This is a genomic window from Thermodesulfovibrio thiophilus DSM 17215, from assembly GCF_000423865.1.
Lineage (GTDB): Bacteria > Nitrospirota > Thermodesulfovibrionia > Thermodesulfovibrionales > Thermodesulfovibrionaceae > Thermodesulfovibrio > Thermodesulfovibrio thiophilus.
Genome location: NZ_AUIU01000014.1, coordinates 56,265 through 83,023, shown reverse-complemented (window position 1 = coordinate 83,023; position 26,759 = coordinate 56,265). Strand labels below are relative to the sequence as shown.

The window sequence follows — 26,759 nt, the reverse complement described above, 5'->3', positions numbered from 1 at the left end:
GGTCAATATGGCTTATGAGGTTAAAGATTATTCAAAACTTATAGGCATGCAGGGTTTTAGCGATGCACTTCTTAAAAACCATTTTACACTGTATCAGGGCTATGTCACGAACACAAATAAAGTTTTAGAAACTCTTGAAATAATGCTCAAAGACGGTAAAACAGGAACTCCAGAGTATGCTGAACTTAAAAGAAGGCTTGGATGGGAGTGGAATGGGGCTAGACTTCATGAATACTACTTTGAAAATCTTGGCGGTAATGGTGTTTTTCCTAAAGGAAGTAAGCTTGAAACCCTTATCAATGAAAGCTTTGGTAGTTTTGAAAACTGGCTTAAGGATTTCAAGACAACAGGAACAATGCGTGGAATTGGTTGGGTTATACTTTATCAGGATATTATTTCTAAAAAGTTAATTAATTTCTGGATTAATGAACATGATACAGGACATCCTTCAGGTTGTAATCCACTTCTTGTTATGGACGTATTTGAACATGCCTTTATGATTGACTATGGACTTAAACGAGCTGATTATATCGAGGCATTTTTTAAAAATATTAACTGGTCAGAAGTAGAAAAAAGAACAAAATAGGAGATCCGGATATGGCTTATACAATTGAAGATTTAAAAAATAAACTTATTGAAATGTATCCTGAGATTAAAAATAATTCTATAACGGTTACGATTTATTTTAGTGCGGAGAAAAATGCTTATGTTATTAAATTTCAAAAGGAAAGCCAGGAACTAATTACCTATCTTGATAGACAGGATGCTGATGACTGCATGAACAATGTAAAGTGTGTTTATCTTGGAGTTCAGGTGGGTCAGTTTATTAGAAACTTTGAAGACAGATCAAAACTTGAAAAAGTAAAACTGCCAGAATCTATCACTGTGGTTAAGTATAAAGAAATAAGGATCAGTGTTGACAAAGACGGTTATCTTATTAACTTTGATGACTGGAATGAAGAAGTTGCTCAGGTACTTGCTGAAAGAGAAGGATTTGGGAAGCTAACAAATCAACAACTTGATATTTTGAAGTTTATAAGAGATTACTACAAAAATTACAACTTTTTTCCAGTTCTTAATGCAGTATGTAAAAATGTCAAGCAACCAAATGAGTGCATGGCTGAATATTTTATGGATCCTCTTGTTGCGTGGAAGCTTGCAGGACTTCCAAAACCAGATGAGACACTAATTAATATTGTTAAGTACGGGGTAACTCCAACATGATGGATTATACAATAAAAATTGGTGGAGAAGCCGGACAGGGAATCCAGACAATTGGGGAGACCCTATCCAGTATATTTGCAAAAGCAGGGTATCATGTTTTTACCCATCAGGACTACGAGTCAAGGATCAGGGGAGGGCATAATTTTTATCAAATAAGAATTTCAGATAAACCAGTTACTGCTTCAAGAAGTGTAGTAAATATTCTTGTTGCTCTTGATAAAGAAAGCATCACTCTTTATGAAAATGAGCTTTCTTCTGATGGACATGTTCTTTATGATTCAGATATGCTCAAGCAGACATCTGACAGGCCAAACTTTCTTAATGTGCCTTTGCTTGATCTCGCTCAGAGTAATGGAGGAAGCAAAATAATGGCAAACATTGTTGCTGTTGGAGCGGTTCTTGGAATGCTCGGAATGCAACCTGATATCATGTATAAAACAATACAGAAGGCTTTTACGAAAAAAGGAGACTCTGTTGTAGAGGCAAATATCAAGTCTGCTCGTGCTGGTTATGAATATGCAAAAGAAAAATGCCTTCGGTGTTCATTTATGATTTCTTCATATAACAAACCTAAAATGCTTATATCAGGCAATGAAGCAATAGGAGTTGGTGCTATTGCTTCGGGATTAAAATTTTACTCTGCTTATCCAATGACACCTTCAACTGGAATAATGAATTATGTGGCCGATAAGGCAAAAGACGCTGGAATTATTGTTGAACAGGCTGAAGATGAAATAGCAGCCATCAATATGGCTATTGGTGCGTCTTTCGCAGGGGTAAGAGCAATGACAGGAACTTCTGGAGGTGGTTTCGCACTTATGGTTGAAGGAATATCTCTTGCCGGAATGACTGAAACACCTCTTGTTATAGCACTTGCCCAGAGACCTGGACCTGCAACAGGACTTCCAACAAGAACAGAACAGGCAGACCTTCTATTTGCACTTTATGCAGGACATGGAGAGTTTCCAAGAGTAATATTTGCTCCTGGCACACCTGAACAGGCATTTTATCTTACCAATAAAGCGTTTGATCTGGCTGAGAAATATCAAATAACAGCAATAATTCTTACAGACCAGTATCTTGCAGACTCTCAGTGGAGTTTTGAAGAATTTGATTTAAAAAGATTGAAACTTGTTGATTACAGAATCAGAGAAGAACAAAGTGGTAAAATTGATGAATATAAAAGACATGCCTTTACTGAATCTGGGATATCACCATTTGCTGTTCCTGGTGAATCGAAACATCTTGTTGTTACAGATAGTGATGAACATGATGAGGAAGGTCATATTATTGAGGATGCTTTAACAAGGATTAAAATGGTTGAAAAAAGATTATTTAAAAAGATGCCTATTATACGAAAAGAGATTGAACCTCCATTTCTTTATGGAAACACCAATCCTAATATAATTCTGATTTGCTGGGGTTCTATGTTTGGGGTTGTAAAAGAAGTGATTGACGAACTTGCTGATCAATATAAGATAGCGATGCTTCATTTCAGTGAGATTTATCCATTACCTGAAGAAGGTAACTGGTTAAATTTATTGAGCACTGTAGAGTTGAAAATCAATATTGAACAGAATGCCACAAGTCAGTTTGCTAGTCTATTAAGGGCTGAGACAGGATTACAAATGGACAGATACATAAATCGATTTGATGGCAGACCTTTTACTATAGAAGAACTAAAGGAGAGAGTATATGCCAACGTTAGAGGACTATAAAGGCAGGATACCCGCCTGGTGTCCTGGCTGTGGTAATTTTTTAATTCTTAAAGCTTTCAATGAAGCAATGGTTGAACTTTCCATAGAACCTCATGAATTTCTTATTGTATCAGGAATTGGACAGGCAGGAAAGTTTCCTCATTATACAAGATGTAACACTTTTAATGGACTGCACGGTAGAACACTTCCAGTTGCAACAGGAATTAAGCTTGCCAACCATAAACTAAAAGTATTTGCAGTTGCTGGAGATGGAGACTGTTACGGTGAAGGAGGAAATCATTTAGTCCATGCAATAAGACGAAATCTTGACATAAAGCTTTTTGTTCATGACAATCAGATTTATGGACTTACAAAAGGGCAGGCATCTCCAACAACAATGAAGGGAATGGTAACTAAAACTCAGCCATTTGGAGTATTCTCGGAACAGTTTAATTCCATTGCATTGGCAGTTGCTTTAAATTGTAGCTTTGTAGCAAGAGGATTTGCAGGTGATATAGAACATCTTAAAACTCTAATTAAGGAAGCTGTAAATCATAAAGGATTTACTCTAATTGATATTCTTCAGCCATGTGTTAGTTTTAATAAAATAAATACTTTTGATTGGTATAAACAAAGAGTATATAAACTTGATGAAAACTATAATCCTACTGACAGAGAAGTTGCTTTTAAAAAATCTCTTGAATGGGGTGATAAAATTCCACTAGGAGTCATATACAAAACAGAACGTCCAATTTTTGAAGAGCAATTTCCTGTAATTAAAGATTGTTCACTTGTAAAACAGAAATTTAATCTGAACATTTCAGAAATTTTACAGGAATTTTCTTAAAAAGAGCGAACTTTAATAATAACTCCGAATTTTTAATTAAGAGAAGTCTTATTTATATTTATAAGAACAAGGGGGCATAAAGCCCCCTTTATTTTAATTTTATTTTAATATGGAGGATGTTTTGTAACTTTGTTAATTCTTCCATCAAAATGACATGTACCACATTCCATGTTTCCTTTTGTATTGTTAAGAGCATCTTTTTTCTCATGGCAGTTCATGCATGTTTTCGTTTGGGCTTTAAGAGGATAAGCTCCTTTGAAGGTGCCTTTGTATTCAGCTTCTAATAATTTAATAGCATAAAGCGCACAATCTGCTGTAATTCTTGCACATCTTTCGTCTCTTTCTTTTGATGCTGCTTTAAATTTAGTCTGTGCACACCATCTTGAAACTGAGATATGACATATAGGTGAGGTAGCTACTGTTGCTTTGATTTCAGCATTTAGTTTCGGTTTTTCTGGAATGTATTTAGGGAGTGCTTCCTGTTCATAGAAACGGAATAAATCCTGAATGAGCTTATATGCTCTGTCCTGTTTTTCCTTATCTATTCCACCTGTTAGAAGGAAAATAGCAGCAGATGCTCCAATCAAAGCTCCACATGTTGATCCAGTTTCTGCTATTCCACTTCTACCAAATACAAATAATTCTGTTGGAATTCCTGTAAATGGGAATCCAACTTCATCTTGAAGGCATCCAATAATGCCGTCAAATGCTCCATAGCAACATCTGCCTTTGTAAAAGCCTGAATAAGCTCTTTCAGCTACTTTTTTAGAATCAAGAGATTTGTAATTCCAGGGTAGAGGAGGGATATTGTTTGTTTGTGAAGCATTCAAATTACCAGCTATCCAGCTACTACCTGTTAAAAGTAAACTACCACCTAACATACCACCAAAAATTTTTAAAGCATCTCTTCTTTTCATAGATTGGCCTCCTGCAATAAATTTAGTTTAAAATATCTCTCAATGAGATATGAGTTTTATAAAATAAAGAGGGATAAGGACTCCATTGTTTATAGGCCTGTGAGCCTCCAAAGGAGTATGTCCCTCTGTCCCTCAACTTCCAATAAGTTGGTTGGGCTACAAAAGCCCCTGCTACAGGGGAGGATGCTGTGAGGGACAACTTTTCAATACCTTTTAAGGAGGTAGCAACATGCAAAACTATGTAGGTATTGATATTTCTAAGGATGACTTTCATTTCTGCGCCATTAACGAAAAAGCTGAAACCATTCACTCTGGACAGCTTCCTATGTCCTCTGATGGATTCTCTCAACTTCTCAGTATTCTGAACACTCTCTCTAATCCTGTTGTAGTAATGGAGTCCTCTGGGAGATATCATCTCCCTCTTTACTGCTTCCTTCTTAGTAACAGTATCCAGACTTTTATCCTCAATCCTAAAATAACTCACAGATTCTTTGAGTTCATCTCTGCAAACAACCCCTCTAAGTGTGACAAAAAAGATGCTAAAATTATCGCCCTCTTTGCCATCTCTAACCCTCAATTCCTTACATCCTCTCCTGATGAGTCTAATCTTAGAAGTCTTGCAAGACTTATCCAGAAACTTAAAAAAGAACTCGCTGAAGCCAAAACTCAGATTAAATACTCCCTCAGTGTCCTTTTCCCTGAGGCTGAAAAATCCTTTAATATTTACTCCCACACCTTCCTTCATATTCTCCTTAAATACCCATGTGCTAAGACTCTTAGTAAGGCTAAACCAAATGAGATAGCTAAAATAATCAATAACTCTATAGTAAGAGGCAGAAAAGTTTCCTTTGCTCCAGATGAACTCATCAGTACTGCAAAAACTTCTATTGGCATTGAAGATCCCTACTATGCACAATCTCTTGTCCTTTACATAGAAAAACTCTTCTTCCTGGAGCCAAGAATAGAAAAACTTGAACAGATGCTTATGTATGAAATACAAAAAACAGATAATGATCAGTTGAAACTGATTTCTTCCATAAAAGGCATCTCTGAGAAGCTTGCAGGACTGTTTCTGGCTGAAGTAAGAGACATAAAAATATTTCCAAATGCTAAGTCTATTATAAAGTATGCAGGCACAGATCCAGTTGTAAAACAATCTGGTAAGTACACTGCCAGGATGAGCATATGCAAACAGGGTAGCGCTTATTTGAGGAATATCCTCTTTCAGATGACTGTAGGTGTTGTGAAATGGAACCCTTACTTCAGGGAATACTTTCTTCGTAAAAAAAAGCAGTTTGGAAGTTTCAAGAAAGCTATCATAGCAGTCCTTAATAAACTCATAAGAGTTATCCATGCCCTCTGCAGAAAGGGTGTTTCGTTTAGTCCTGAATTTCATTCTTCTTGTCATAGTATAGAGGTGGCTCATGTTTAACACCTATTTTCTGATAGTTGACTCCTTTAAGAAAATAATCCTATAAAAAGAACAGCAATATCAGTGCCATATTCTAAAAATTGAGTTTATAAATAATTTTACTGTTTAATTGTAACCATATCTTAACATTTTTTTTAAATTGTGTTACCGAATTGTAACAACATTTTTTAAAATTAAAGATCTTTGAAAATTTTATAAATACTTGAAAAATCTTCATGCCCATAGTTTTTCGAAATAGCAAGAGCGTATAGTTCTTTGATAATACTGCCTGTAAACAGAGGTTTTTTTAGTGAGCGAGAGAGGTCTTGAAGATAGTGTAAATCTTTATGAATAAGTTCTGTTGAGAAATGTGCTGAAAAGTCTTTTGTAGTAAGTTTTTGTTTTTTTGTATTAAGAATCATTGAATTACCGGCACCTGCAAGAAGAATCTCAATTACATTGTCTTTATCAATACCTGATGACTCAGCAAGGGCTATTGCTTCAGCCAGAGTTGCCATAAATGAACCGAGAACAAGATTGTTTACAAGCTTCATCTTTGTTGAAAGCCCTTGAGTCCCTAAATAAAATATATTTTTACCTATTTTTTCAAGCTGAGGTTTAACCGTTTCAAAGACTTCTTTTTTGCCACTTACGACTATAGTTAGAAGTCCTTGCAATGCTGGAATTACACTACCTAAAACAGGACATTCAAGATAATATGCATTTTTATTTTCCATTATATTGTAAAACTCTAAAACTCTTTCAAAGTGATTTGTAGTTGTATCCACAACTATTTTACCAGTACATTCACCATATACCAGGCCATTTTTACCACTTATAACATCCATTACAGCATTGCTATCTAAAAGATTAAGAAAAACTACATCAACCTTTGATATCAGTTCAGCAGGACTGGAGGCTATTTTACATCCCAGATCTTTTGCTTTTTCAATTGTTCTATTCCAGACTGTAATGTCTGATCCTTCAGAAGTTAATCTTTTGACCATTGCTTTGCCAAGATTTCCAAGACCTATAAATCCTATTTTCATAATATGCCTCCTGATATTTTTCAATATAAGTTTTAAGCTATTTAAAAGCTACATCAAGAATCATCATAATTGTAAATCCTATAATAAGCCCTGCTGTTGCAAAATCTGAATGCCCATTCCTCTGAGATTCAGGAATCAACTCCTCAACAGTAACAAAAATCATTGCACCTGCAGCAAATCCTAAGGCGTATGGAAGCAAGGTTTGCATTAATTCAACAAGTAGGGCTCCAATTACTGCAAATACAGGCTCAACAAATCCTGAAAACTGTCCAAACATAAAGCTTTTATTTTTAGAAAATCCTTCACTTCTTAGAGGCATTGATATTGCAAAACCTTCTGGAATGTTTTGAATTCCTATTCCAAATGCAAGAATAACAGATGAAAGAAGGTTGACAGAACCTGGGTCAATTCCATGAGCGCCAAAAGAAACACCCACTGCAAGTCCTTCTGGAATATTGTGTAATGTAACGGCTAAAACAAGAAGAGTGCTTCTTCTAAAAGATGTTTTCAATCCTTCGGCCTCACTAATAGGAGACTGAAGATGAAGATGTGGTAGTATCATATCAATGATTCTCAAAAAAACAGCACCCATAACAAAACCTGAAGCAGGCGGAATCCATGAAGGAATACTTAATTTTTGACTCATCTCAATTGCTGGTTCAAGAAGAGACCAGAAACTTGCAGCAATCATAACGCCTGCTGCAAAACCAAGCACAGTATCAAGAAGTTTTCTGTTAACATGCTTTACAAATAAAACCATTGATGCTCCGACAGCGGTTAAAAACCATGTAAAAATCCCTGCAAACAAAGCCTGAACAGGCGACGAAAATAACATCAAATTCTCAATCATTTTAAATTATAACTCACCTCATGCAGAAGATAAAATTTTAATAATTTCATTCATATCTTCTGGCAATGGATCTTCGAATTGGAGAAGATCACCTTTTACAGGATGAATGAATTCAATACTCTGGGCATGAAGCATCTGTCTTGGAATAAATATTTTTTGTCTGCCAAGCTCTAAGTATGTTTTCTTTCCATAAGTTTTATCGCCTAAAATCGGATGTCCAATTGATGAGAAATGAACCCTTATCTGATGAGTTCTACCGGTGATTATTCTTGTTTTAACAAGAGTATAATTTTTAAAGCTTTTTAGTACTTCCCAGTTGGTTTGAGCTTCTTTTGCTTTTTTTGATTTTATTGACATTTTTTTTCTGTCATGAATAGCTCTTCCAATTGGTGTTACTATTTCCCCTGAACCGTTAAGCTCTCCATAAACTAATGCGATATATTCTTTTTTTACTTCTCTCTTTTTAAAAATCTCCATCAGTTTGTAATAGGCTTTATCGTTTAATGCAACTACCATAATTCCAGAAGTATCCTTATCTAGCCTGTGCACAACTCCTGGTCTCAAAGGACCCCCAACGCTTGCAAGTTTGCTAATATGATATGCTAATGCATTCATCAGACTACCATCTTTATGTCCAGGACAGGGATAAACGACCATTCCAGCAGGCTTTGACAGGACAACGAGGTAGTCATCTTTATAAATTATATTAATTGGTATATTCTGGGGAATCAATTTTTCCTGTTCAGAAACGGATTGATAGAGTACATCAATAACTTCAACTAAATCATTAAGTTTTAATTTATAACTCTTTGATTTTGATACGCCATTTACTTTAACAAACTCTTTTTCAATTAATTCTTGAGCTTTTGCTCTTGTAATTTTTAATTGTTCTGATAAACAAATATCCAGTCTTTTGCCTTTATCGTATTGATGAATTGTGATGGAGATACTCATAATTTTAATTTTTTTCGCAAAAATTTTCCTGTGTATGATTTTTGATTTAAGGCTATCTCTTCAGGAGTTCCTTTGGCAATAATATAACCTCCTTGCGTTCCACCTTCTGGACCGAGGTCAATTATGTAGTCTGCACATTTTATAATATCCAGATCGTGTTCAATCACAATTACAGTGTTGCCTAAATCGACAAGTTTTTGAAGTATTTTAAGCAACCTTTCTATATCAAACATATGCAATCCAGTTGTTGGTTCATCAAGAATGTAGAGGGTTTTACCTGTTGGTTTTTTGCTTAACTCCTTGGATAGTTTAACTCTCTGGGCTTCTCCACCAGAAAGGGTAGTTGCAGGCTGTCCCAATGTTATATATCCCAGTCCTATATCCTGCATAATTTGAAGTTTCTGCCTGAGTTTTGGAACAACTGAAAAAAATTCTAATGCCTCTGAAACTGTCATCTCAAGTATATCACTGATGTTTTTTCCTCTGTAGTTAATCTGAAGGGTTTCATCATTATATCGTTTTCCTTTGCAGTTATCACACAAAACATATACATCGGGAAGCAGATGCATTTTTATTTTTTTCATCCCATCTCCTTGACAGGATTCGCAACGACCACCTGAAAGATTAAAACTAAATCTTGATTTTGTGTATCCGCGAACTTTTGCATCTGGAAGCATTGAAAAGAGTTCTCTTATCTCAGTCATAATCTGAGTATAGGTTGCAGGAGTTGAGCGAGATGTTCTACCAATTGGGGATTGGTCGATGCAGACAACTTTATCTATCTGCTCAATGCCTTCAATTGATTTATGTTTTCCCGGAATTACAGATGCTGTATAGAGTTTTTTTGCAAGTGCCTTATACAGAATTTCAAATATTAATGTGCTTTTACCTGAACCAGCAACTCCTGTAACACATACGAACACTCCAAGAGGAATTTCGACATCAATATTTTTGAGATTATAAGCTGCTGCGCCAATAATTTTTATAAACTCTTTTGGCTTTCTTCTTTCTACAGGAATCTCAATCCCTTCCTCTGCTTTCAGGTATTTTGCTGTAATTGATTTTTTATCTTTTAAAAGTTGTTTTGATGAGGATGTTGTGATTAAATAGCCACCTTCTTTACCACCTCCTGGACCAAGTTCAACGATAAGGTCCGCATGTAGTATAGTATTTTCATCATGTTCAACAACAATTAATGTATTGTTTCTCTTGGATAGCTCTTTCATGCTTTCTATGAGTTTCAAGCAATCTCTTGGGTGAAGTCCTATACTTGGTTCATCAAGAACATAAAGAACGCCGCTTAAATGTGAACCAAGTTGTGTTGCCAGCCTTATTCTCTGGGCTTCTCCACCAGAAAGACTGAAGGAGGGTCTATTTAAGCTTAAGTAACCAACACCAATTCTCTGTAAAAATTCGAGTTTTATAAAGATTTCCTTGAGAATTCTTTCAGCAATCGAGGCTTCATAAGATGTAAATTTCAATTGAGAAAGAAATTCTTTTAATTCATCTAGAGAATTTTCTGATACTTCAACAATATTTTTACCACCTATTTTTACTGCCAGAGCTTCCTGCCTTAGTCTCTTGCCGTTGCATAGTTTACATGAAATTAAATTTAACATATCTATATCTTCTTCATTGTCTTCAATATTTTCATATCCAAGTCCTCTACATCTGGGACATGCACCATATTTGCTATTAAAAGAAAAAAGCCTTGGATCAATTACAGGTAAGCTTATACCGCATGTGGGACATGCAAGTAAACTACTAAAAATTATATCTTTATTATCATCAACGATGTTAATCACTACTGTATTTGTATATCTCATAGCAAGTTCCAATGCTCTTTTAATTTGATTTTTATATTTTTCTTTCACAACTATTCTGTCAACAACAAACTCTATTGTGTGTCTTGCGTGTTTTTTTAATGAAATATCCTGAGTTAATTCAACAATCTGTCCATCGATTCTTGCTCGTATAAATCCTTCAGCTTTTGCTCGTTCAATGATTTCTTTATGTTCACCTTTTTTTTCAATTACAACCGAAGCGAGAATTTGAATTCTGCTTCCTACAGGAAGATTCATTAAAGAAGCAGTCATTTTGTTAATATCCTGAGAAATTAATTCCCTACCACATTTTGGGCAATAAGATACTCCAATTTTTGCATACAGAAGTCTCAAATAATCATAAATTTCAGTGATTGTTCCTACGGTTGAACGAGGACTTTTGGAAATTGTTTTCTGGTCAACAGATATTGCAGGAGAAAGCCCATCAATAAAATCAATATCAGGTTTTTGAAACTGTTCAAATATAGTTCTTGATTCTATTGGAAGACTTTGAAGATATCTTCTGTGTGCTTCTGCAAATATCGTATCAATGGCAAGAGATGATTTGCCAGAACCTGAAGGTCCTGTAATAACAATTATTTTATTTCGTGGGAGAGTCAGATTAATATTTTTAAGATTATGCTGTCTGGCTCCTTTTATTATTATATTATCCTGTATTCTATTCATTTTTATATTCTTTTAACTCAGCAACCACATGCCCAACTGGAACTCTGGTTTCTATTTTCAATGGAATTTTTTTATCATCCTTGCTTAACCATATTAAAATGTCTCCTTTTCTCTTGAAAAGACCTTCTGTATCAAGTTTAGGCTTTATAAGTATCGCATCAATCTGTTTATTGTCAGATAGTTCTATTTTTTCCTCTTTAATTGGCTGAATCTGAACTGTTGTAAATTTATTGCTGTCAAAAATGTCTAATGAAACAGGTTCATTTAATTTTATTGGCAGGGTTCTGAGATAAAAAAAACCAGAAAGAACATCCATAAACATTTTATCTATATTTTTATGGTATGTTGTATTATTTTTAAGATTATTTATAAAAATAATTTCTTTATTATTATAATCAAAAATAGTTTCTTTATTGCCTTTGTACTTCCCTTCATTTTGAACTAAAGCAAAGTATTTAGGCTTACCATCTTCTATTTTACTTTCTGCACGGTCATTAACATAATAAAAATTTGAAATAAAACCTGCAGATTTAACCATGGATGTTATAGTAATCTCATTTTCATTACCTTTAACATAAACAATTGCTGAACCTACATAAATTCCCATCCAGTATATATCAAATTTCATAGTTTCATTGATAAATCTAGTAAATGGATTGTTTTTTGAAATAAGGATAGTAGGTTGAGTAGTTTGAACGTTGTTTGATGGTTCTACATTGGAAGGTGAGATGGCATCAGAAGGGTTTAATGAGTTTTTTTTTAATGAATTTTCTGAGTTTACGGAACCTTGTGGCTTTTCTTGTGGCTTTTGCTGTATATTATTTGGAACAGTTTCAGATAGTTTGTTAGGTTTTGCTTGGTGTACAACCTTTTTATTCTGAAAAATATACGTATCAATAATATCCCCTGAAGGTAAATTTAGCTGTATTTTACCAAGAGCCATCATTATGCTGATATGAATAATTATGGAAGTCAATATTGCCGCAATAATCCATCGTCGTTTCATAAAAATAGTATAACACTTAGTTGACCAGGAGATTAAAAGATATTTAGAATGAATAGATTAAAAAGGAGAATTTAATTTGAAAAAAAAGATTTTAATATCGATCGTAATTTTAATTCTGATACTTTTTTTCTTTTTTGGTAAAGTTGATATCTCTCCTGTCCTTTTAAAAACAGTGACCAATGAGCTTAAAGATATAACCGGAATGGAAGTAGTGATTGACAGAGTTTATTTAAGTTTTCTTCCCCTTTATGTTGAATTTGACAAGGTTCAACTATTAACTCCAGAAAAAGATAATCTGATATTGAAGAAAGTAAAACTTTATATCGGATTAACTAAAATCCTGAATAAGGAAATAGAAGTAAGGAGAGCAGTTATATATAATGGAAACTTTTCACTGAAATATTCAGTCCTGAATAACTGCATTGACAATATTTCAAATTATTTAAAAAAACCAGCAAAATTTCCACTGAAATTTACCTTTAATTCTTTTGAAATAAATAATATTTCTGGCTTAATTTATAATCCTGATGCAGAATTAAATTTGAAAAATTTATATGGTAGGGTGGTATTAAAAGCAGAGCCTGATATATCATTAATGTCTAATATTAAACTTTATTCATCAGATTATCCAAACCTCGAGACTAGTCTAAAGGCTCATTTTATTATTAAAGATAATGAACTGCTACTTGAAGAACTCAAATTGTTTGATATGGATTCTCTCATTCAATCCTCAGGAACTTTAAATTATCATAATTTTTTAGGAGAGTTTCTTATCTCAGGAAAAATATTTTTTAAATCTCTTATGAAAATTTTTGGCATTAATGCCAGTGGTTATGGAGAGCTTAATATTGATGGGAAAATAAAACTCCTAAAAGCTCAGTCCTTGCAGGATAGAATCAGGCTCGATCTTACATTTGATGGCTCATTTCTTCTTGAACAGTTAATGCAGATTTTAAAAGTTTCAGAAAAATTAAGTGGTTTTATTGAAATATCTAATGGAAAAGCTGAGGGAACACTTTCTAACCCGATAATTACTGCAAGTGTAAAACTAAAACAGGGAAATATCTTTGGAGTGAAAGTAGATAAAATAAATTCTGAAGCTATTTATCAAAATGGAATACTTGCGTTTAAAAATGGAAAAGCAAATCTTTATGGAGGACTTGCAGATGTTTACGTCTGGATAACTCTTCCTGTAGTTTCCAGACATTATGTTTTAATTGAGATGAATAATGTATCCAGTAATGGGATTTTTGAATTAATTCAATGGAACCCGGGAATTGCCCATGGAACAGTAAGTGGCTGGCTTTTATCCGAAGGAAAAGAGTTTTCACCAGAGGGTTCGTTTGTTTATGTAAGAACAGGAGAAACTCCTGATGATTTAAGAGGAAAAATTGAATGGATAAAAGGTAATTTTTATTCTGTTAACGGAATCTATAGCTTTAATGATCTTGAGATTACCTTATCTAAAACCAGAGCCTCTGCAAATGGCTATATAGATAACAATAAAAATTATCTTGATTTCAACTTTGTTGCAAACAGTAAAGATATAAATGAACTTTTGATGCCATATCAAAGGGGAATTTATGGTGACACTGATATTAAAGGCAAACTATCAGGAAATCTTGCAGATCCTGAAATATCTATTAATTTTCTATCGCAAAAAATAAATATAGTTGCGCATGAGATAGAAAAGTCAATTCCTGAACAATCAATTACATTCAATAATTTGACTGGCAATATTATCTATAAAAAAAATGCTCTTTTACTTAGTAATATTTCCGGAAATAATATTTCAATTAAAGGTAAAGTTTTATTTCCCCAAGCAAAAAATCTTTTTGAAATGAACAATCCAGTATATGATATTTTGTTTTCAGTAAATAGCATTCCGGTTAATAATTTATATATAAAAGCTATTAACAATAATATTAATACTTATTTAGATTTGGATGGTTCTATAAAAGATAAAGGCATCGTTACAGCAACAACTGTTTTTACTCCAATATTTATCGAGCAGAAAAAGATTCTTGATAAAATTGAAGCTATGATTGAATTGAAAAAAAATGCTGTTTTTATAAAAAAGTTAAGTATTTATAACTCCGGGAATATATTGTATGCATCAGGTTATGTTGATTTTGATGGTATAATAAACTTCACTGGTAAATCAAAAAATTTTGATATTACAGCTTTTACGGCAAGCTATACTAAAAAGTTAGGTATGCAGTATGTAGACAATATAGTTCTCAATAACCTTGATTTTGATATCAGTGGTTCTCTAAAAAGTCCTGAAATAAAAGCTAATACCAATATTATAATGAAAATAAAAAACGGGCGTGTAGTTGATGGAACAATTATTTTGAATTATAAAAATAATTACTTGATAGCAAAGTCTATTTTAATGAAAAATATTTTTTTCACAGTTGAAGGTTCAACTGTAAAAAATCAGTGGAGTATTAATGGAAGTTTCAATTCAGCGAGAATTGATATACTGGCTGGAGCTTTTTTAAATAATCTTCCTGAAGATCTCGTAGTACTGGTGGACGGCAAAATAAGCGGAGAAATAGTTAACAAAAATATAAATGCTCAACTTGATTTAAACAGGATATTTGCAAGACTTTATGGAATAGGACTTAATAATAAAAATTCAGTAAATGTTCGCATAAAAAACGGAAATATATATTTTAATCCTGTCACTCTTATTGGTCAGTCTACCGAGCTAACAATAAAAGGTAAAATAGTGGAGTATTTTGACATTCTTGTAGAGGGTGTTACAGATTTAAGACCCTTTAAAGCATTATTCAACGTTGATGATATAAGAGGAAGAGCAGCAATACAGTTGTATATTTATGAAAATAAAAACAATCCTGAGATAGCTGGAGGCGCTGATATTACAAATGCATCCATTACTTTTAGAAAAAATATTCCTTCTTTAAGTAATATAAATGCAACATTGTCATTTAATGAGGATAGAGTTGTCATTGAAAAAGCATATGGAACTTTTTCAGAAGGAACTGTACAGATGGATGGAACTGTGTATCTTGATAAATTCAGCATAAAGCAGTTTGCTTTATCAGGAAAATTAGCAACAGTAAGGTGGATTTTTGCACCACGATGCTGGGCATATATTAATGGACAGATTTATCTTACAGGATCGTATTCTCAGCCATTGTTATCAGGACAGATAAATATTCAAAAAGGGGTTTATACAGAAAGATTTGAATGGACAAAACTGGCTCTTCAATCAAATGCATCCAAAAATATAGTAGCAAAAGACAGCTGGCTTAGTAATCTAAAGTTTAACTTAAGAATTCAAACTGATAATTTTTTTGTTAATAACAATCTTGCTACAATCAATTTGAATAGTGATCTTCTTTTAAGAGGTACAATTGTTGAACCATCTTTAATTGGATGGATCAATGCAAAAGATGGATGGATTTATTTTAGAGATAGCAGGTTTGATCTTCTCCGACTTCTTATTCAGTTTACTGACCCTAATTCAATAAAACCATATCTTCTTATTACCGCAAGAACAACTGTATCTCAATATAATATAAACCTCAATCTTAATGGATATATTGACCAGTTTAATCTGATTTTAAGCTCTAATCCTCCTCTTTCGGAAAATGAACTGCTCAATCTCTTGATTTTAGGTCAAAATGACACTACTCCATCTGGCAAACAATCTGAAAGTATCCCTGGCGCTTCAGGAGCAACTTCATTTATTACAGGACAGACGCAACAAGTTATTGAGGAAAGAGTTAGACAAATAACAGGACTGGATGTGATGACTGTAGAACCAGGATTTTCAAAAGCAACAGGATCTATGACACCCAGAGTAACAGTGGGAAAAAAATTGATGGATGGAAGATTGAATGTTACATATTCAGCAGGAACTGCTGAGACTACTGAACAAATTATAAAAGTTGAATATCTTATGACAAAGGGTATCTCACTTGTTGGTACAAGAGACGAAATTGGAGGTATTTCAGGTGCGGTTAAGTTTCGTTTTGAGTTTCGTTAGTATATTATTCATTGCTGGGCTGGTTTACGCAAATGAATATATTAAAAAAATAGAAATAGAAGGTTTGAAATCTATTTCAGAACAAGAATTTCTTTATCTTCTTGGAGTGAAAGAGAACGAAAGCTTTAACAGAGATGAAATAACTCAGGGCATCAAAAGAGTTTTTTTGAAAGGTTTATTTGACGATATTGTTGTAGAACATAAAGAACAGATAATGAAAATTACGGTTAAAGAAAAGCCTTTCATAAATAAAGTAGAAATAAAAGGGAATAAATATTTTCCTGAAAAATTTTTTATAAAACTTCTTAGTTTCAAAAACGGTGACAGATTAAAGGAGGTTGAGATAAAAAGAAGTCAACATAATATAGAAGAAGCTCTTGGAAAAAGAGGTTTTATAAACTCTCACGTTAGAATAGACAGAATTTTTAATGAAAATTATGTCAATATAACAATTTTTATAGAAGAAGGAGAACCATTGATAATAAAAAATATAATATGGGAAGGAAATTTTGATGAATATGTTAAAGCTTTTTTATCTTTAAATATTGGAGATCCTTTCGACACAGTTTTAGTTGAAGATTTTATAACTACTGCCAAAAAATACTTCACAAGACAGGGATTAATTGATTCTGAAATTACATATTCTTTTAAAGAGGGAGAACTAATATTAAAACTTGTTGAAGGTAAAAAATTTAATATAGAATTTAAAGGGATTGAATCTTTAAGCACAATCGACTTGAAAAATATAGCAATAGCTCATTTCCAAGATAAGATAAATGAAAATATCATAAAAGATAGTGTAAATAGTTTAATCACTTTTTACAGATCAAATGGTTTTCTTGATGTAAAGATTATTCCTTTATTGGAAGAATCGGAAGATGAGTGGAAAATTATATATTTTATAAATGAAGGGACCAGAAAATTAATTGAAAAAATTGATATAGAAACAAGCATATCCACAAAAGAACTGAAAAATATTCTTTTTAACAAGGAAAACGAGCCATATAATCCTGAAGAATTAGAGAATGACAGACAGAGAATTGAAGAATATCTTAAAACAAAGGGATATTATTATGCTAAGGCTTTTCCTCCTAAAATAAAAGAAGAAAATGACAGAATACAAATTTTCTTTAAAGTTGAGGAAGGCAAACAAATTAAAATAAAACTTATAAACCTTGAAATTAAAAATGATTTACTAAAATCAGAAGCTCTGGATGTAATACAAAAATATAATGAGGTTCTATTTAATGATGCGATCTTTATAGAAATAAAAAGAAAACTCAGAGAAATATATATTAAATATGGGTATTCTGAAGTTAAAGTTGAGGGTAACTATGAAATAAAAAATGATGAGGCGAATATAAATTTTCGAATAGACCCTGGTAATAAGAAATATTTTGGTAAATCGATTATTCTTGGCAATGAAAAGACAAAAACCAGATTTATTTACCAGAGGCTTTTATCAAAAGAGCAGGAGCCTTATGATCCTTATATAATAGAAGAAGAAAGGCAGGCTCTTTATAAAACAGGTCTTTTTTCTCGCATTGATATTCAGCCTCAGGTGAAAGACGGTTCAGTAGATTTGATTTACAACATTGAAGAAGCACCTGCAGGAGCTTTTGAGTTTGGGTTTGGATACGGAGATTATGAAAAACTGAAAGGGGTCGTTGATTTTTCATATATTAATCTATTTGGTCTGAATAAACAGATATTTTCAAGAGCTGAAATAAGTAGTCTTGAAAAACGTATTTATGTTACATATATGGATCCATGGTTATGGAAAGATTTGACATTTAAATCATCCGTGCTTTTTGAAAAAGTGGAGGTTAAAAATATTGATACAGACGATACTATGTATAGAATTAGAAGATATGGAATATCCACAGGTTTTGAAAAAAAATTTTTTGAACATTTTAAAGCCGAACTTCTTTATGAGGCAACATATGCAAAAACATGGGACGTAATGCCTGAAGTTGTACTTTCTGATAAAGATATTGGAAAATTATTTATAAGTGGAATAAAGGCTTCATTAATTTATGATAGCAGAGACAATCCTTTTGATCCTAAGGAAGGTTGGCTTACTGGAGCAACATCAAAACTCAGTAATGAATTTTTTGGTTCGGAGCTTAATTTTCTGAAATCATCATTTTATGTAAACAAATATACAGAATTAATAAGAGGACTGGTTTTGGCAACATCTTTAAGAGGCGGATGGGCCTGGCTTTATGGAAGCACTGATTACTTGCCGATATATGAGAGATACTTTCTTGGAGGAAGAGATACTGTGAGAGGTTATGATCAGAATACACTTGGTCCAAGGAATAATGAACAACCAACAGGTGGAAATGCTTTTTTAATGGGAAACCTTGAATTAAGAACATCTCTTGGTAAAAATTTTTTCCTCGTTAATTTCCTTGATTTTGGTAATGTCTGGAAAAGGGCAAGTGATGTTGATGCTACAAATATTAAATACACTACAGGAGCTGGTTTAAGATATAAAACTCCTATTGGTCCATTAAGAATAGATTATGGATATAAATTAAACAGAAAGGCAGATGAATCACATGGTGAAATTCATTTCAGTATTGGTCACGCTTTTTAGTCTGTTTTTTTTTACAATTGCACAGGCAGAGGTTGTGGACAGAATAGTTGCTTATGTGGATAATTATGCAATCACGCTCAGGGATTTTGAAAATATGGTTACTAAAATGAAAAACAATATAAATCAGATTAAGAATGAAGATATTGTTAATATTATGATTAATAGAGCTATTCTTCTCAAAAAAGCTAAAGAGTTTTTTGTTGAAGGAAAAGAAGAAGAATTAATTAATAATTATATTGATTTACAAATAAAATCATATATTATAATTCCAGAAAATAAAATAATAGAATACTATGAGAAAAATAAAGAGCATTTTAAAGATGCTCCATATACAACTGTAAGAACTGAGATAGAACGATATTTGTTTGAAAAAGAGTTAAATGAAAAACTTAAAGCACATATTGAAGAGTTAAAAGAAACTGTTGAAATTAAAATAATTTTTATTCCTTGAACTCATAAATGAGAGCTACTTCTTCACATTCTGGAAATTTTGGACATTTTATGCAGTCACTCCAGATTTTTTGAGGCAGTTTGGATTTATCATGCTCTTTAAACCCTGTTTTTTTAAAAAATTCTGGAATATATGTAAGAACAAAGATTTTTTTGATACCGAATTGTTTGGCTTCATTTAGGCAGTTTTTAACAAGAATGCTTCCAAGACCTTTTTTTTGCGATTCTTTTCTTACAACAAGAGATCTTATTTCAGCAAGATCTTCCCATAATATATGCAGCGCACATACTCCTTTTATTTCATTATTATCTTCCGCAATAAAAAAATCTCTGATATTTTCATAGAGTTCATTTAATGAACGAGGAAGCATTTCACCTTTTCTGGCAAATTCATTGATTAATTTATGAATTATTTTAATATCAGCTATCTTTGCTTTTCTAATTTCCAATAATGGAAAAACCTCTTAAGATAAGATTTTTATTGATTTCAATCATTTCTTTTCTTTTAGGCGGGATTATTTCTTCAATGGTTTTTAGAACTCTTTCAATATTTAATATTTTAGAAATTTTTATAAAAGATCCAAGGAGAATCATATTTGCAAGACGCGGATTCGCAATCAAAGATGCTTCTTTAGATGCGTCAACTGGATAAATGTTAATGTCATCAGGGGCCTTTGAATTTTTGATTATGGAAGAATCATAAATAATACAACCATTTGGTGATAATCTGTCCATAAATTTGTTGTATGATGCTTCATTCAAGACTATTAAATAATTCGCGTATTTTACTATTGGAGATCCTATGATATCATCAGATATAACAACCATACAGTTCGCTGTTCCTCCTCTCATTTCAGCTCCATAAGAAGGAAACCAAGTTACTTCCATGTTTTCTTTCATAGCAGCAAGAGCGATGACTTTACCGAGAAAAAGAATTCCCTGACCGCCAGAACCGGCTATTATTATACGTTGCTCCATTTGTCTTTTATCTCTCCCAATTTAAATTCGTTCATCATATTTTCTCTAAGCCATTTTAGAGCTTCCTCTGGACTCATTCCCCAATCAGTAGGACAGGGGCATAGCATCTCTACAAAACTGAATCCTTTATTATCAATTTGATACTGGAGTGCTTTTTTAATATATTTTTTTGTTATCACGATGTTTTTATAACTATCCAGTGATCCTCGTGCGATAAATGCAGTTCCTTCAAAGTGTGATAATAGTTCAGATACATGAATTGGATAGCCAGCTACTTTAGGGTTTCTTCCAAGTGGAGTTGTTGTTGTCCTTTGCCCCTTTAGAGTTGTTGGAGCCATTTGACCACCTGTCATTCCATAATTTGCATTATTTATAAAAAATATCGTGATGTTTTCTCCTCTATTGGCAGCATGAATGATTTCTGCAGTTCCTATGGCAGCAAGGTCTCCATCACCCTGATATGCAAAAATTACTTTATCAGGATAGACTCTTTTCATTCCTGTTGCTGCAGCAGGTGGTCTGCCATGTGGTATTTCAAGCATATCAATATCGAAATAATTATAAGCAAAAACAGCGCATCCTACAGGCGCGATTCCAATTGTTATTTCTCTTATTTGAAGTTCATCAATAACTTCTCCAATAAGCCTGTGAGCAATGCTGTGCCCACAGCCAGGACAGTATTTGAATGCGACATTCTTTAATGATTGTGGCTTTGAAAATATCTTTTTCATAATTGGATATTATAGCAAAAATTCTTGTAATTTTTCATTATTCCTTCAAGCATGCCATTTTCACTAATAAATAATTTATCTATGTTTAAGTAGCAAACAATTACATTTAAAATGAGCAATCCTGCACATATAATATCAACTCTTTCATCAGGAACTCCTCCAATCTTGGTTCGTTCTTCTAAAGAGAGAGACAATAATTTTTCAAGTAATTGTTGAAGTTTGCTGGTATAAATTACACTCATATGAGTTTGTTCAGGGCAGTATCTGGATAATCCAAGGTTGATCATTGCTAGGGTAGAAGCAGTTCCACCTGTTGCTATAAATTTATCAATTCTTGACTGAAAAGATATTGTTCTAATTATTTTTTCAATGTAGTTTTTAGCTTGAAATATAGCATTTCTAGGTGGAGGGTCTTCAACGAAAAACTTTTCTTTAATTTTCAATGCTCCAATAACAAGAGAGCCTGTTTTTAGTTCTTGATGCTTCCAGTATACATACTCTGTGCTTCCTCCTCCAATATCTACTATGAAACATGTTTCTTTCCTGAATTCTTCATCCATCAGTCCAGATATTGTATAGTATGCTTCTTCTTCACCGGAGATTATATTAATTTTAATTCCTGTAGATGTTTTTACAAGTTCACAGAAATATTTGCTGTTTTTAGCTTCTCTTAAAGCACTTGTCCCAACAGCTATGATATAAGAAACATTAAATTTTTCAGATAGTTTTTTAAATTTTTTCAAAGAGTCGATCGATGTTTTTATTGATTCAATATTAATAAAGCTATTTTTAGTCAGATTTTCGCCGAGTCTGGTAATAACTCTATCAGAATAAAGTTTATTAATTTTATTGTTTAGTATATTACCTATAAGAAGTCTTAAGGTATTACTTCCAATATCTATAACAGCAATATTTTCAGTAGGTTTCATAATAACTATTAACTATCTCAATGATTGCCTTATTAACAGTAACAGTTTTACTTTCTTTTGTTCTCCTTTTTTTAATTTCTACTTTATCTTCTTTAAGATTCTTTTCACCAATAATTACCTGAATTGGTATTCCAATAAGGTCTGCATCTTTAAACTTTACTCCGGGACGTTCATCTCTATCATCAATTAAAACTTCCATATGTCTGTCTGCAAAACTGTTATAAATTTCGTTAATTTTTTCATATAATTCTTCTGCAATATTAACTGTTTTTTTGTCAGCCATATTAAGAGGGATAATCTCAATATCAAATGGAGATATGCTTTTAGGCCATATTATGCCATCTTTATCATTATTTTGTTCAATTGCAGCAGCTGCAACTCTTGCAGGTCCAATGCCGTAACTTCCCATTATAATTGGTTTTTCTTTACCGTCTTTATCCAAGAAATAGGCTTTTAGAGGTTCTGAATACTTGGTTCCTAATTTAAATATATTTCCAATTTCTATAGCTTTTTCAATTCGTAAAGAACTTCCACATTTGGGACAACTATCCTTTTCTTTCACTTTTCTCATGTCTACCCATTGAGCATCAAAGTGAACTCCAGGAATAATTCCTTGAGTGTGATAGTCTTTTTTATTGCCTCCAGAAATATAAGCAACGTCTTTTTGGATAGATAAATCAGCAAGTTTTTTTATTTTATGATCTACAGGTCCTATAAATCCTGTTTCAACATTTAAAAATTGTTCTACTTCCTCTGCAGTGGCAAAATAAAAATCACCAATAATTCTTGCAAGTTTTTTTTCATTAAGTTCTTGATCTCCTCGCAACATTATTAATACAGGTCCGTATTTTTCCGAAATTACGAGGAGAGTTTTTATAAAATAGGACTCATCAATGCCTATAAACTTTGAAACATCTTTAACAGTTTTTTGGTCTGGAGTAAAAATATTTTTGTATTCTAAATTCGTAGGTAAAAGAGTAGGGGGATTAGCTTTTGCTACCTCAATATTTGCAGTATAACCACACTTGTCACATAAAACAATTTCATCCTCTCCTGCAGGAGTAGGTGCCATAAACTCATGAGACTCTAAGTCGCCCATAACACCAGGGTCTGATTCAACTTGATGATATTTTAATCCGCATCTATTAAAGATTCTATTATAAGCTTCTGCATGAAGTTTATAATTGTCTGTTAAACCATCCCACTCAGCATCAAAACTGTAACTATCTTTCATTATAAATTCTCTGGTTCTTAATACTCCTCCACGAGGCCTTGCTTCATCTCTCAATTTTGTTTGAATCTGATACCATATCTGGGGTAATTGCCTGTATGATTTAATTTCTTTAGAGGCAATCCATGTCATGATTTCTTCATGAGTCATTCCAAGACACATATCTCTCCCCATTCTGTCTTTCAGTCTGAACATCTCTTCCTTTATTGTGTACCATCTTCCAGTTTGCTGCCATATTTCAGCCGGATGAAGAATTGGCATTGATATCTCCTGTGCCCCAATTTTTTCCATCTCTTCTTTTAAAATTGTATTAATTTTATTTAATACGCGCCATCCAAGAGGAAGAAATATGAATAGACCTGCGGCAAGTTGTCTTACATATCCTGCTTTAAACATTAAAATATGCGATATAGCGTTAATCCCAGAAGGAGTTTCTCGCATTGTAGGGATAAAGAGCCTAGAGTATCTCATAAAAATCCTCCAATATTTTTACTAACTTAATATTAAATAAGTATATCATAAATTTCACTAAATACGGAGTAATCCAGACACCAAAGAATAGGCGGCAAAGCCTTTTAAAAAATACCCTTTATCTTGCATCTTATCTCCTTCTGATTTATTAAAAATTTAACATAATATACATTATCGGACTAAATTTTATAAACAAAAAATGTTAATAATCTGTTAATAGTGTTGTTGAAACAATACAAAAGTTAGTTGTTTTTATAGGGAGTTCATAATTTGAATATCTATTGAGCAGATTGAATTATAAATATTTATCGAAAGTTGTAATTTTAAAACTTCATTTGCAAAGGCAATGCTGTCCGTCCATTCCAATTACAAAAGCTTTAATAAGTGAGCCTTCAACTAATTCTTTGTTATCAATCAGGCATTTGATATAATTATCAGAAGTACCTGAGAATACATTTTTTTTTCTGTTTTCCACAATAACCTCTAACTCTGAATTTATAAATTTTTTTATATAATCTATTTTTTTATTTTTGCCAATCTCAATTAATATATTCGTCCTTTCCTTTTTAATATTTTCTGGAATTTGTTCTGGCAATTCTGAAGCTTTCGTAAAAGGTCTTCCTGAATATGTAAAGGCATGTAAATATGAAAATCCTATATTTTCAATCAATTGTAAAGTTTTTCTAAAATCTTTTTCAGTTTCAGATGGAAAACCTGCTATGATATCTACGCCAATTGATATTTCCGGATAATGTGTTAGAATTTTTTCTATTCTTTCAATGAATTCCCTTATTGTATAAGGCCGATTCATTAAATTCAATATTCTATCACTTCCATGTTGAAGTGGAATATGAAGATGTCCACAAATGCGTTTATCAGAAATGATTTCAAGAAATTCATCATTAATATGATTAACTTCTATAGAACTCAATCTCATTCTAAAACCTGATGTTTCTTTAAGTATTGTTTTAATAAGGCTGTTCAGGCTAACTCTTTCTTCAAGCCCTATTCCATAAAGCCCCAGGTTAACTCCGCTTAAAACTATTTCCTTAATGCCCATTTTTTCATAATCTTTAATTTGATGTAGGATTTCTTTCACAGGATAACTTTTTGGCTTACCTCTTAAATATGGAACAATACAATAGCTACAGAATTGATTACAACCTTCTTGAATTTTGACAATAGCCCTGTGTCTTGATATATTTGAAGTATCAGTTTTATTTATTGGCTGAAAGTAGTTGATTAAACAATCTTTTTTATAATTTGATATGATTTTTAAATTTTCAGTCTGTTGTGGCTTGTACAGTTCTACGTAGCATCCTGTAACAAGAGTTTTTTTATTGAGTTTTCTGGCTTTATTTATGATTTGTTTTGATTGAATCTCTGCTTTTTGGGTCACAGCACATGTATTTATAACCCAGAAGTCTGCTTCTGCCGAGTTATCTGTAATTATGTAGCCTTGAAATCTTAAAAGACTTTCCCATCTTAGAGCTTCTGCTTGATTAACCTTGCATCCATAAGTTATAAAACAGACTTTCATTAAAGAACATTCCCTTCTAAAGTATGTCTGTTGGCTTTTGTAATTTTTACTTTGAAAACTTTTCCACGTTGAAGCTCTGATGATATTTTTACAATTTTATTTGTTTTTGTTCTTCCGATAATCAACCCATCTTCATCTTTACCTTCAATAAGAACTTCCTGAATTGTCCCTTCTAATGACTTATTTTTTCTTTCCGTTATCTCGTCTTGAATATTTAGAATAGTTGAGAGTCTTTTGGTTTTAATATCGTTTGAAATATGTCCATCAAGGTTTGCTGCAGTTGTTCCGGGTCTCATTGAAAACTTAAAAGCGAATATACCATCAAATTGAATTTCTATTAATGCGTTGAGAGTCTTTTCAAAATCTTTATCTGTTTCTTGAGGAAACCCAACAATAATATCTGAAGTAATTGAAATATCAGGAATACTTTCACGAAGAAGATTAACCTTTTCAAAATATTCTTCGTAGGTATATTTTCTATTCATGAGCTTTAAAATTTTATTTGAACCTGCCTGAAGTGGCAGATGAATATGCTCACACACTTTGTTACAATCTTTCATTGTCTTAATAAGTCGTTGTGATAAATCTTTCGGATGAGAAGTAACAAAACGAATTCTTTCGATTCCTTCAATCTTATTTACTTCTTCAAGCAATGCTGGGAAATCAACTTCTTTATCTTTATAAGAATTGACATTTTGACCAAGCAGTGTAATTTCTTTATAACCCTGTTCCACAAGAGCTTTCACTTCTTCAATGATGCGTTCCATTGGCCTACTTCTTTCCCTACCCCGTGTATATGGGACAATACAATAAGCGCAGTAGTTATTGCATCCATAAATAATATTCACCCATGCTTTTACCAGAGTTTTTCTTACAGCTGGCAATTCAATATTAGCCATATCAGTATTTTCATGAGTAAAAACTTTTTGTGGAAGTTCATTTTCAGCAATATTTGCAAGTATATGCAGATTATCAGGACCTATAATATAATTAATGTATGGTGCTTTATTTAAGAGATGTTCACTTTGAAGCTGAGCTATGCATCCAGAAATAATAATTTTTAACTCTGGATTTTTCTTTTTTAAATATTTTACTCGTCCAAGACTGCTCATAAATTTTTGTTCTGCTTTTTCTCGTATCGCACAGGTGTTAAAAATAATAATATCAGCATGTTTTGGTTCATCAACTTCAATAAATCCTTTTGACTCCAGAATTCCGAGCATTCTTTCACTATCATGCTCATTCATCTGACATCCAAATGTTTTAATATATACTGCCCTACCCTGCATTTTTTTATTATAACAGGCAATAATATACTCTTTTCAAAATTAAATAATTTGAACA

General features: G+C 32.6%; 21 protein-coding genes. 8 read left to right on the top strand and 13 right to left on the bottom strand.

Features of this window, described 5'->3' with window-relative positions; genetic code table 11:
* Positions 1-7: 7 nt before the first annotated feature.
* From G581_RS0106005 to G581_RS0105985, 4 genes are read left to right on the top strand one after another with little or no spacing between them, the layout of a single operon-like run.
* Positions 8-586 (top strand): superoxide dismutase, encoded by a 579-nt coding sequence (locus G581_RS0106005; protein WP_028845046.1) that lies wholly within the window; start codon positions 8-10, stop codon positions 584-586.
* A gap of 11 nt (positions 587-597) precedes the next feature.
* Positions 598-1,224, top strand: coding sequence for a TusE/DsrC/DsvC family sulfur relay protein (locus G581_RS11660; protein ID WP_051178952.1), 627 nt, complete (start codon positions 598-600; stop codon positions 1,222-1,224).
* Positions 1,224-2,942: a 2-oxoacid:acceptor oxidoreductase subunit alpha gene (locus tag G581_RS0105990; protein WP_028845045.1), complete on the top strand. Its 1,719-nt coding sequence runs from the start codon at positions 1,224-1,226 to the stop codon at positions 2,940-2,942. The genes G581_RS11660 and G581_RS0105990 overlap by 1 nt, the downstream gene beginning before the upstream one ends.
* Positions 2,920-3,768 (top strand): 2-oxoacid:ferredoxin oxidoreductase subunit beta, encoded by an 849-nt coding sequence (locus tag G581_RS0105985; protein WP_028845044.1) that lies wholly within the window; start codon positions 2,920-2,922, stop codon positions 3,766-3,768. Before G581_RS0105990 ends, G581_RS0105985 begins: the two co-directional genes overlap by 23 nt.
* A 104-nt stretch (positions 3,769-3,872) precedes the next feature.
* Here the strand turns inward: G581_RS0105985 and G581_RS10800 are convergent, their stop codons facing one another.
* Entirely contained in the window at positions 3,873-4,685 is an 813-nt protein-coding gene (locus tag G581_RS10800) for a C-GCAxxG-C-C family protein (RefSeq protein WP_051178949.1), read from the bottom strand.
* Between the two features lie 229 nt (positions 4,686-4,914).
* Here G581_RS10800 and G581_RS0105975 point away from each other — a divergent pair, with 229 nt between their 5' ends.
* The gene (locus tag G581_RS0105975; RefSeq protein ID WP_028845043.1) at positions 4,915-6,117 is read left to right on the top strand and encodes an IS110 family RNA-guided transposase; all 1,203 of its coding nucleotides are present in this window, start codon (positions 4,915-4,917) and stop codon (positions 6,115-6,117) included.
* Between the two features lie 173 nt (positions 6,118-6,290).
* Here the strand turns inward: G581_RS0105975 and G581_RS0105970 are convergent, their stop codons facing one another.
* The 5 genes from G581_RS0105970 to G581_RS0105950 are packed head-to-tail and all read right to left on the bottom strand — an operon-like array spanning position 6,291 to position 12,465.
* Positions 6,291-7,145, bottom strand: coding sequence for an NAD(P)-dependent oxidoreductase (locus tag G581_RS0105970; RefSeq protein ID WP_028845042.1), 855 nt, complete (start codon positions 7,143-7,145; stop codon positions 6,291-6,293).
* A gap of 37 nt (positions 7,146-7,182) precedes the next feature.
* On the bottom strand, positions 7,183-7,995 hold the full coding sequence (locus tag G581_RS0105965) for a ZIP family metal transporter (RefSeq protein ID WP_028845041.1): 813 nt from the start codon (positions 7,993-7,995) through the stop codon (positions 7,183-7,185).
* Positions 7,996-8,013: 18 nt separating this feature from the next.
* Positions 8,014-8,949, bottom strand: a complete 936-nt coding sequence (locus G581_RS0105960) for an RluA family pseudouridine synthase (RefSeq protein WP_051178947.1) — start codon at positions 8,947-8,949, stop codon at positions 8,014-8,016.
* Complete coding sequence (gene uvrA, locus G581_RS0105955) at positions 8,946-11,459, bottom strand: excinuclease ABC subunit UvrA (RefSeq protein ID WP_038065296.1); 2,514 nt, start codon at positions 11,457-11,459, stop codon at positions 8,946-8,948. Before uvrA ends, G581_RS0105960 begins: the two co-directional genes overlap by 4 nt.
* Positions 11,452-12,465 (bottom strand): DUF3108 domain-containing protein, encoded by a 1,014-nt coding sequence (locus G581_RS0105950; RefSeq protein ID WP_083962639.1) that lies wholly within the window; start codon positions 12,463-12,465, stop codon positions 11,452-11,454. Before G581_RS0105950 ends, uvrA begins: the two co-directional genes overlap by 8 nt.
* Before the next feature lie 76 nt (positions 12,466-12,541).
* Between G581_RS0105950 and G581_RS0105945 the strand changes: the two genes are divergently transcribed.
* The 3 genes from G581_RS0105945 to G581_RS0105935 are packed head-to-tail and all read left to right on the top strand — an operon-like array spanning position 12,542 to position 19,536.
* Positions 12,542-16,483: a translocation/assembly module TamB domain-containing protein gene (locus G581_RS0105945; protein WP_028845037.1), complete on the top strand. Its 3,942-nt coding sequence runs from the start codon at positions 12,542-12,544 to the stop codon at positions 16,481-16,483.
* Positions 16,452-19,085, top strand: a complete 2,634-nt coding sequence (gene bamA, locus G581_RS0105940; protein WP_156875214.1) for an outer membrane protein assembly factor BamA — start codon at positions 16,452-16,454, stop codon at positions 19,083-19,085. The genes G581_RS0105945 and bamA overlap by 32 nt, the downstream gene beginning before the upstream one ends.
* Entirely contained in the window at positions 19,048-19,536 is a 489-nt protein-coding gene (locus G581_RS0105935) for a hypothetical protein (RefSeq protein ID WP_028845035.1), read from the top strand. Before bamA ends, G581_RS0105935 begins: the two co-directional genes overlap by 38 nt.
* Here the strand turns inward: G581_RS0105935 and G581_RS0105930 are convergent.
* The 7 genes from G581_RS0105930 to miaB all read right to left on the bottom strand — a co-directional run bounded on the left by G581_RS0105930 (position 19,526) and on the right by miaB (position 26,704).
* Positions 19,526-19,984, bottom strand: coding sequence for an N-acetyltransferase (locus G581_RS0105930; RefSeq protein ID WP_028845034.1), 459 nt, complete (start codon positions 19,982-19,984; stop codon positions 19,526-19,528). The two genes, G581_RS0105935 and G581_RS0105930, sit on opposite strands and share 11 nt — an antisense overlap.
* A complete protein-coding gene (locus tag G581_RS0105925; protein ID WP_028845033.1) occupies positions 19,974-20,513 on the bottom strand; it encodes a 2-oxoacid:acceptor oxidoreductase family protein in 540 nt (179 codons plus the stop codon). The genes G581_RS0105930 and G581_RS0105925 overlap by 11 nt, the downstream gene beginning before the upstream one ends.
* Positions 20,498-21,244 carry a thiamine pyrophosphate-dependent enzyme gene (locus G581_RS0105920; protein WP_028845032.1) on the bottom strand — a complete coding sequence of 249 codons (747 nt, stop codon included), beginning with the start codon at positions 21,242-21,244 and terminating at the stop codon, positions 20,498-20,500. The genes G581_RS0105925 and G581_RS0105920 overlap by 16 nt, the downstream gene beginning before the upstream one ends.
* Complete coding sequence (locus G581_RS0105915; protein ID WP_028845031.1) at positions 21,241-22,173, bottom strand: Ppx/GppA phosphatase family protein; 933 nt, start codon at positions 22,171-22,173, stop codon at positions 21,241-21,243. Before G581_RS0105915 ends, G581_RS0105920 begins: the two co-directional genes overlap by 4 nt.
* Complete coding sequence (locus tag G581_RS0105910) at positions 22,160-23,875, bottom strand: proline--tRNA ligase (RefSeq protein ID WP_028845030.1); 1,716 nt, start codon at positions 23,873-23,875, stop codon at positions 22,160-22,162. The genes G581_RS0105915 and G581_RS0105910 overlap by 14 nt, the downstream gene beginning before the upstream one ends.
* 331 nt (positions 23,876-24,206) lie before the next feature.
* Entirely contained in the window at positions 24,207-25,415 is a 1,209-nt protein-coding gene (gene mtaB / locus G581_RS0105905) for a tRNA (N(6)-L-threonylcarbamoyladenosine(37)-C(2))-methylthiotransferase MtaB (protein WP_028845029.1), read from the bottom strand.
* Entirely contained in the window at positions 25,415-26,704 is a 1,290-nt protein-coding gene (gene miaB, locus G581_RS0105900; protein ID WP_028845028.1) for a tRNA (N6-isopentenyl adenosine(37)-C2)-methylthiotransferase MiaB, read from the bottom strand. Before miaB ends, mtaB begins: the two co-directional genes overlap by 1 nt.
* Positions 26,705-26,759 lie beyond the last annotated feature (55 nt).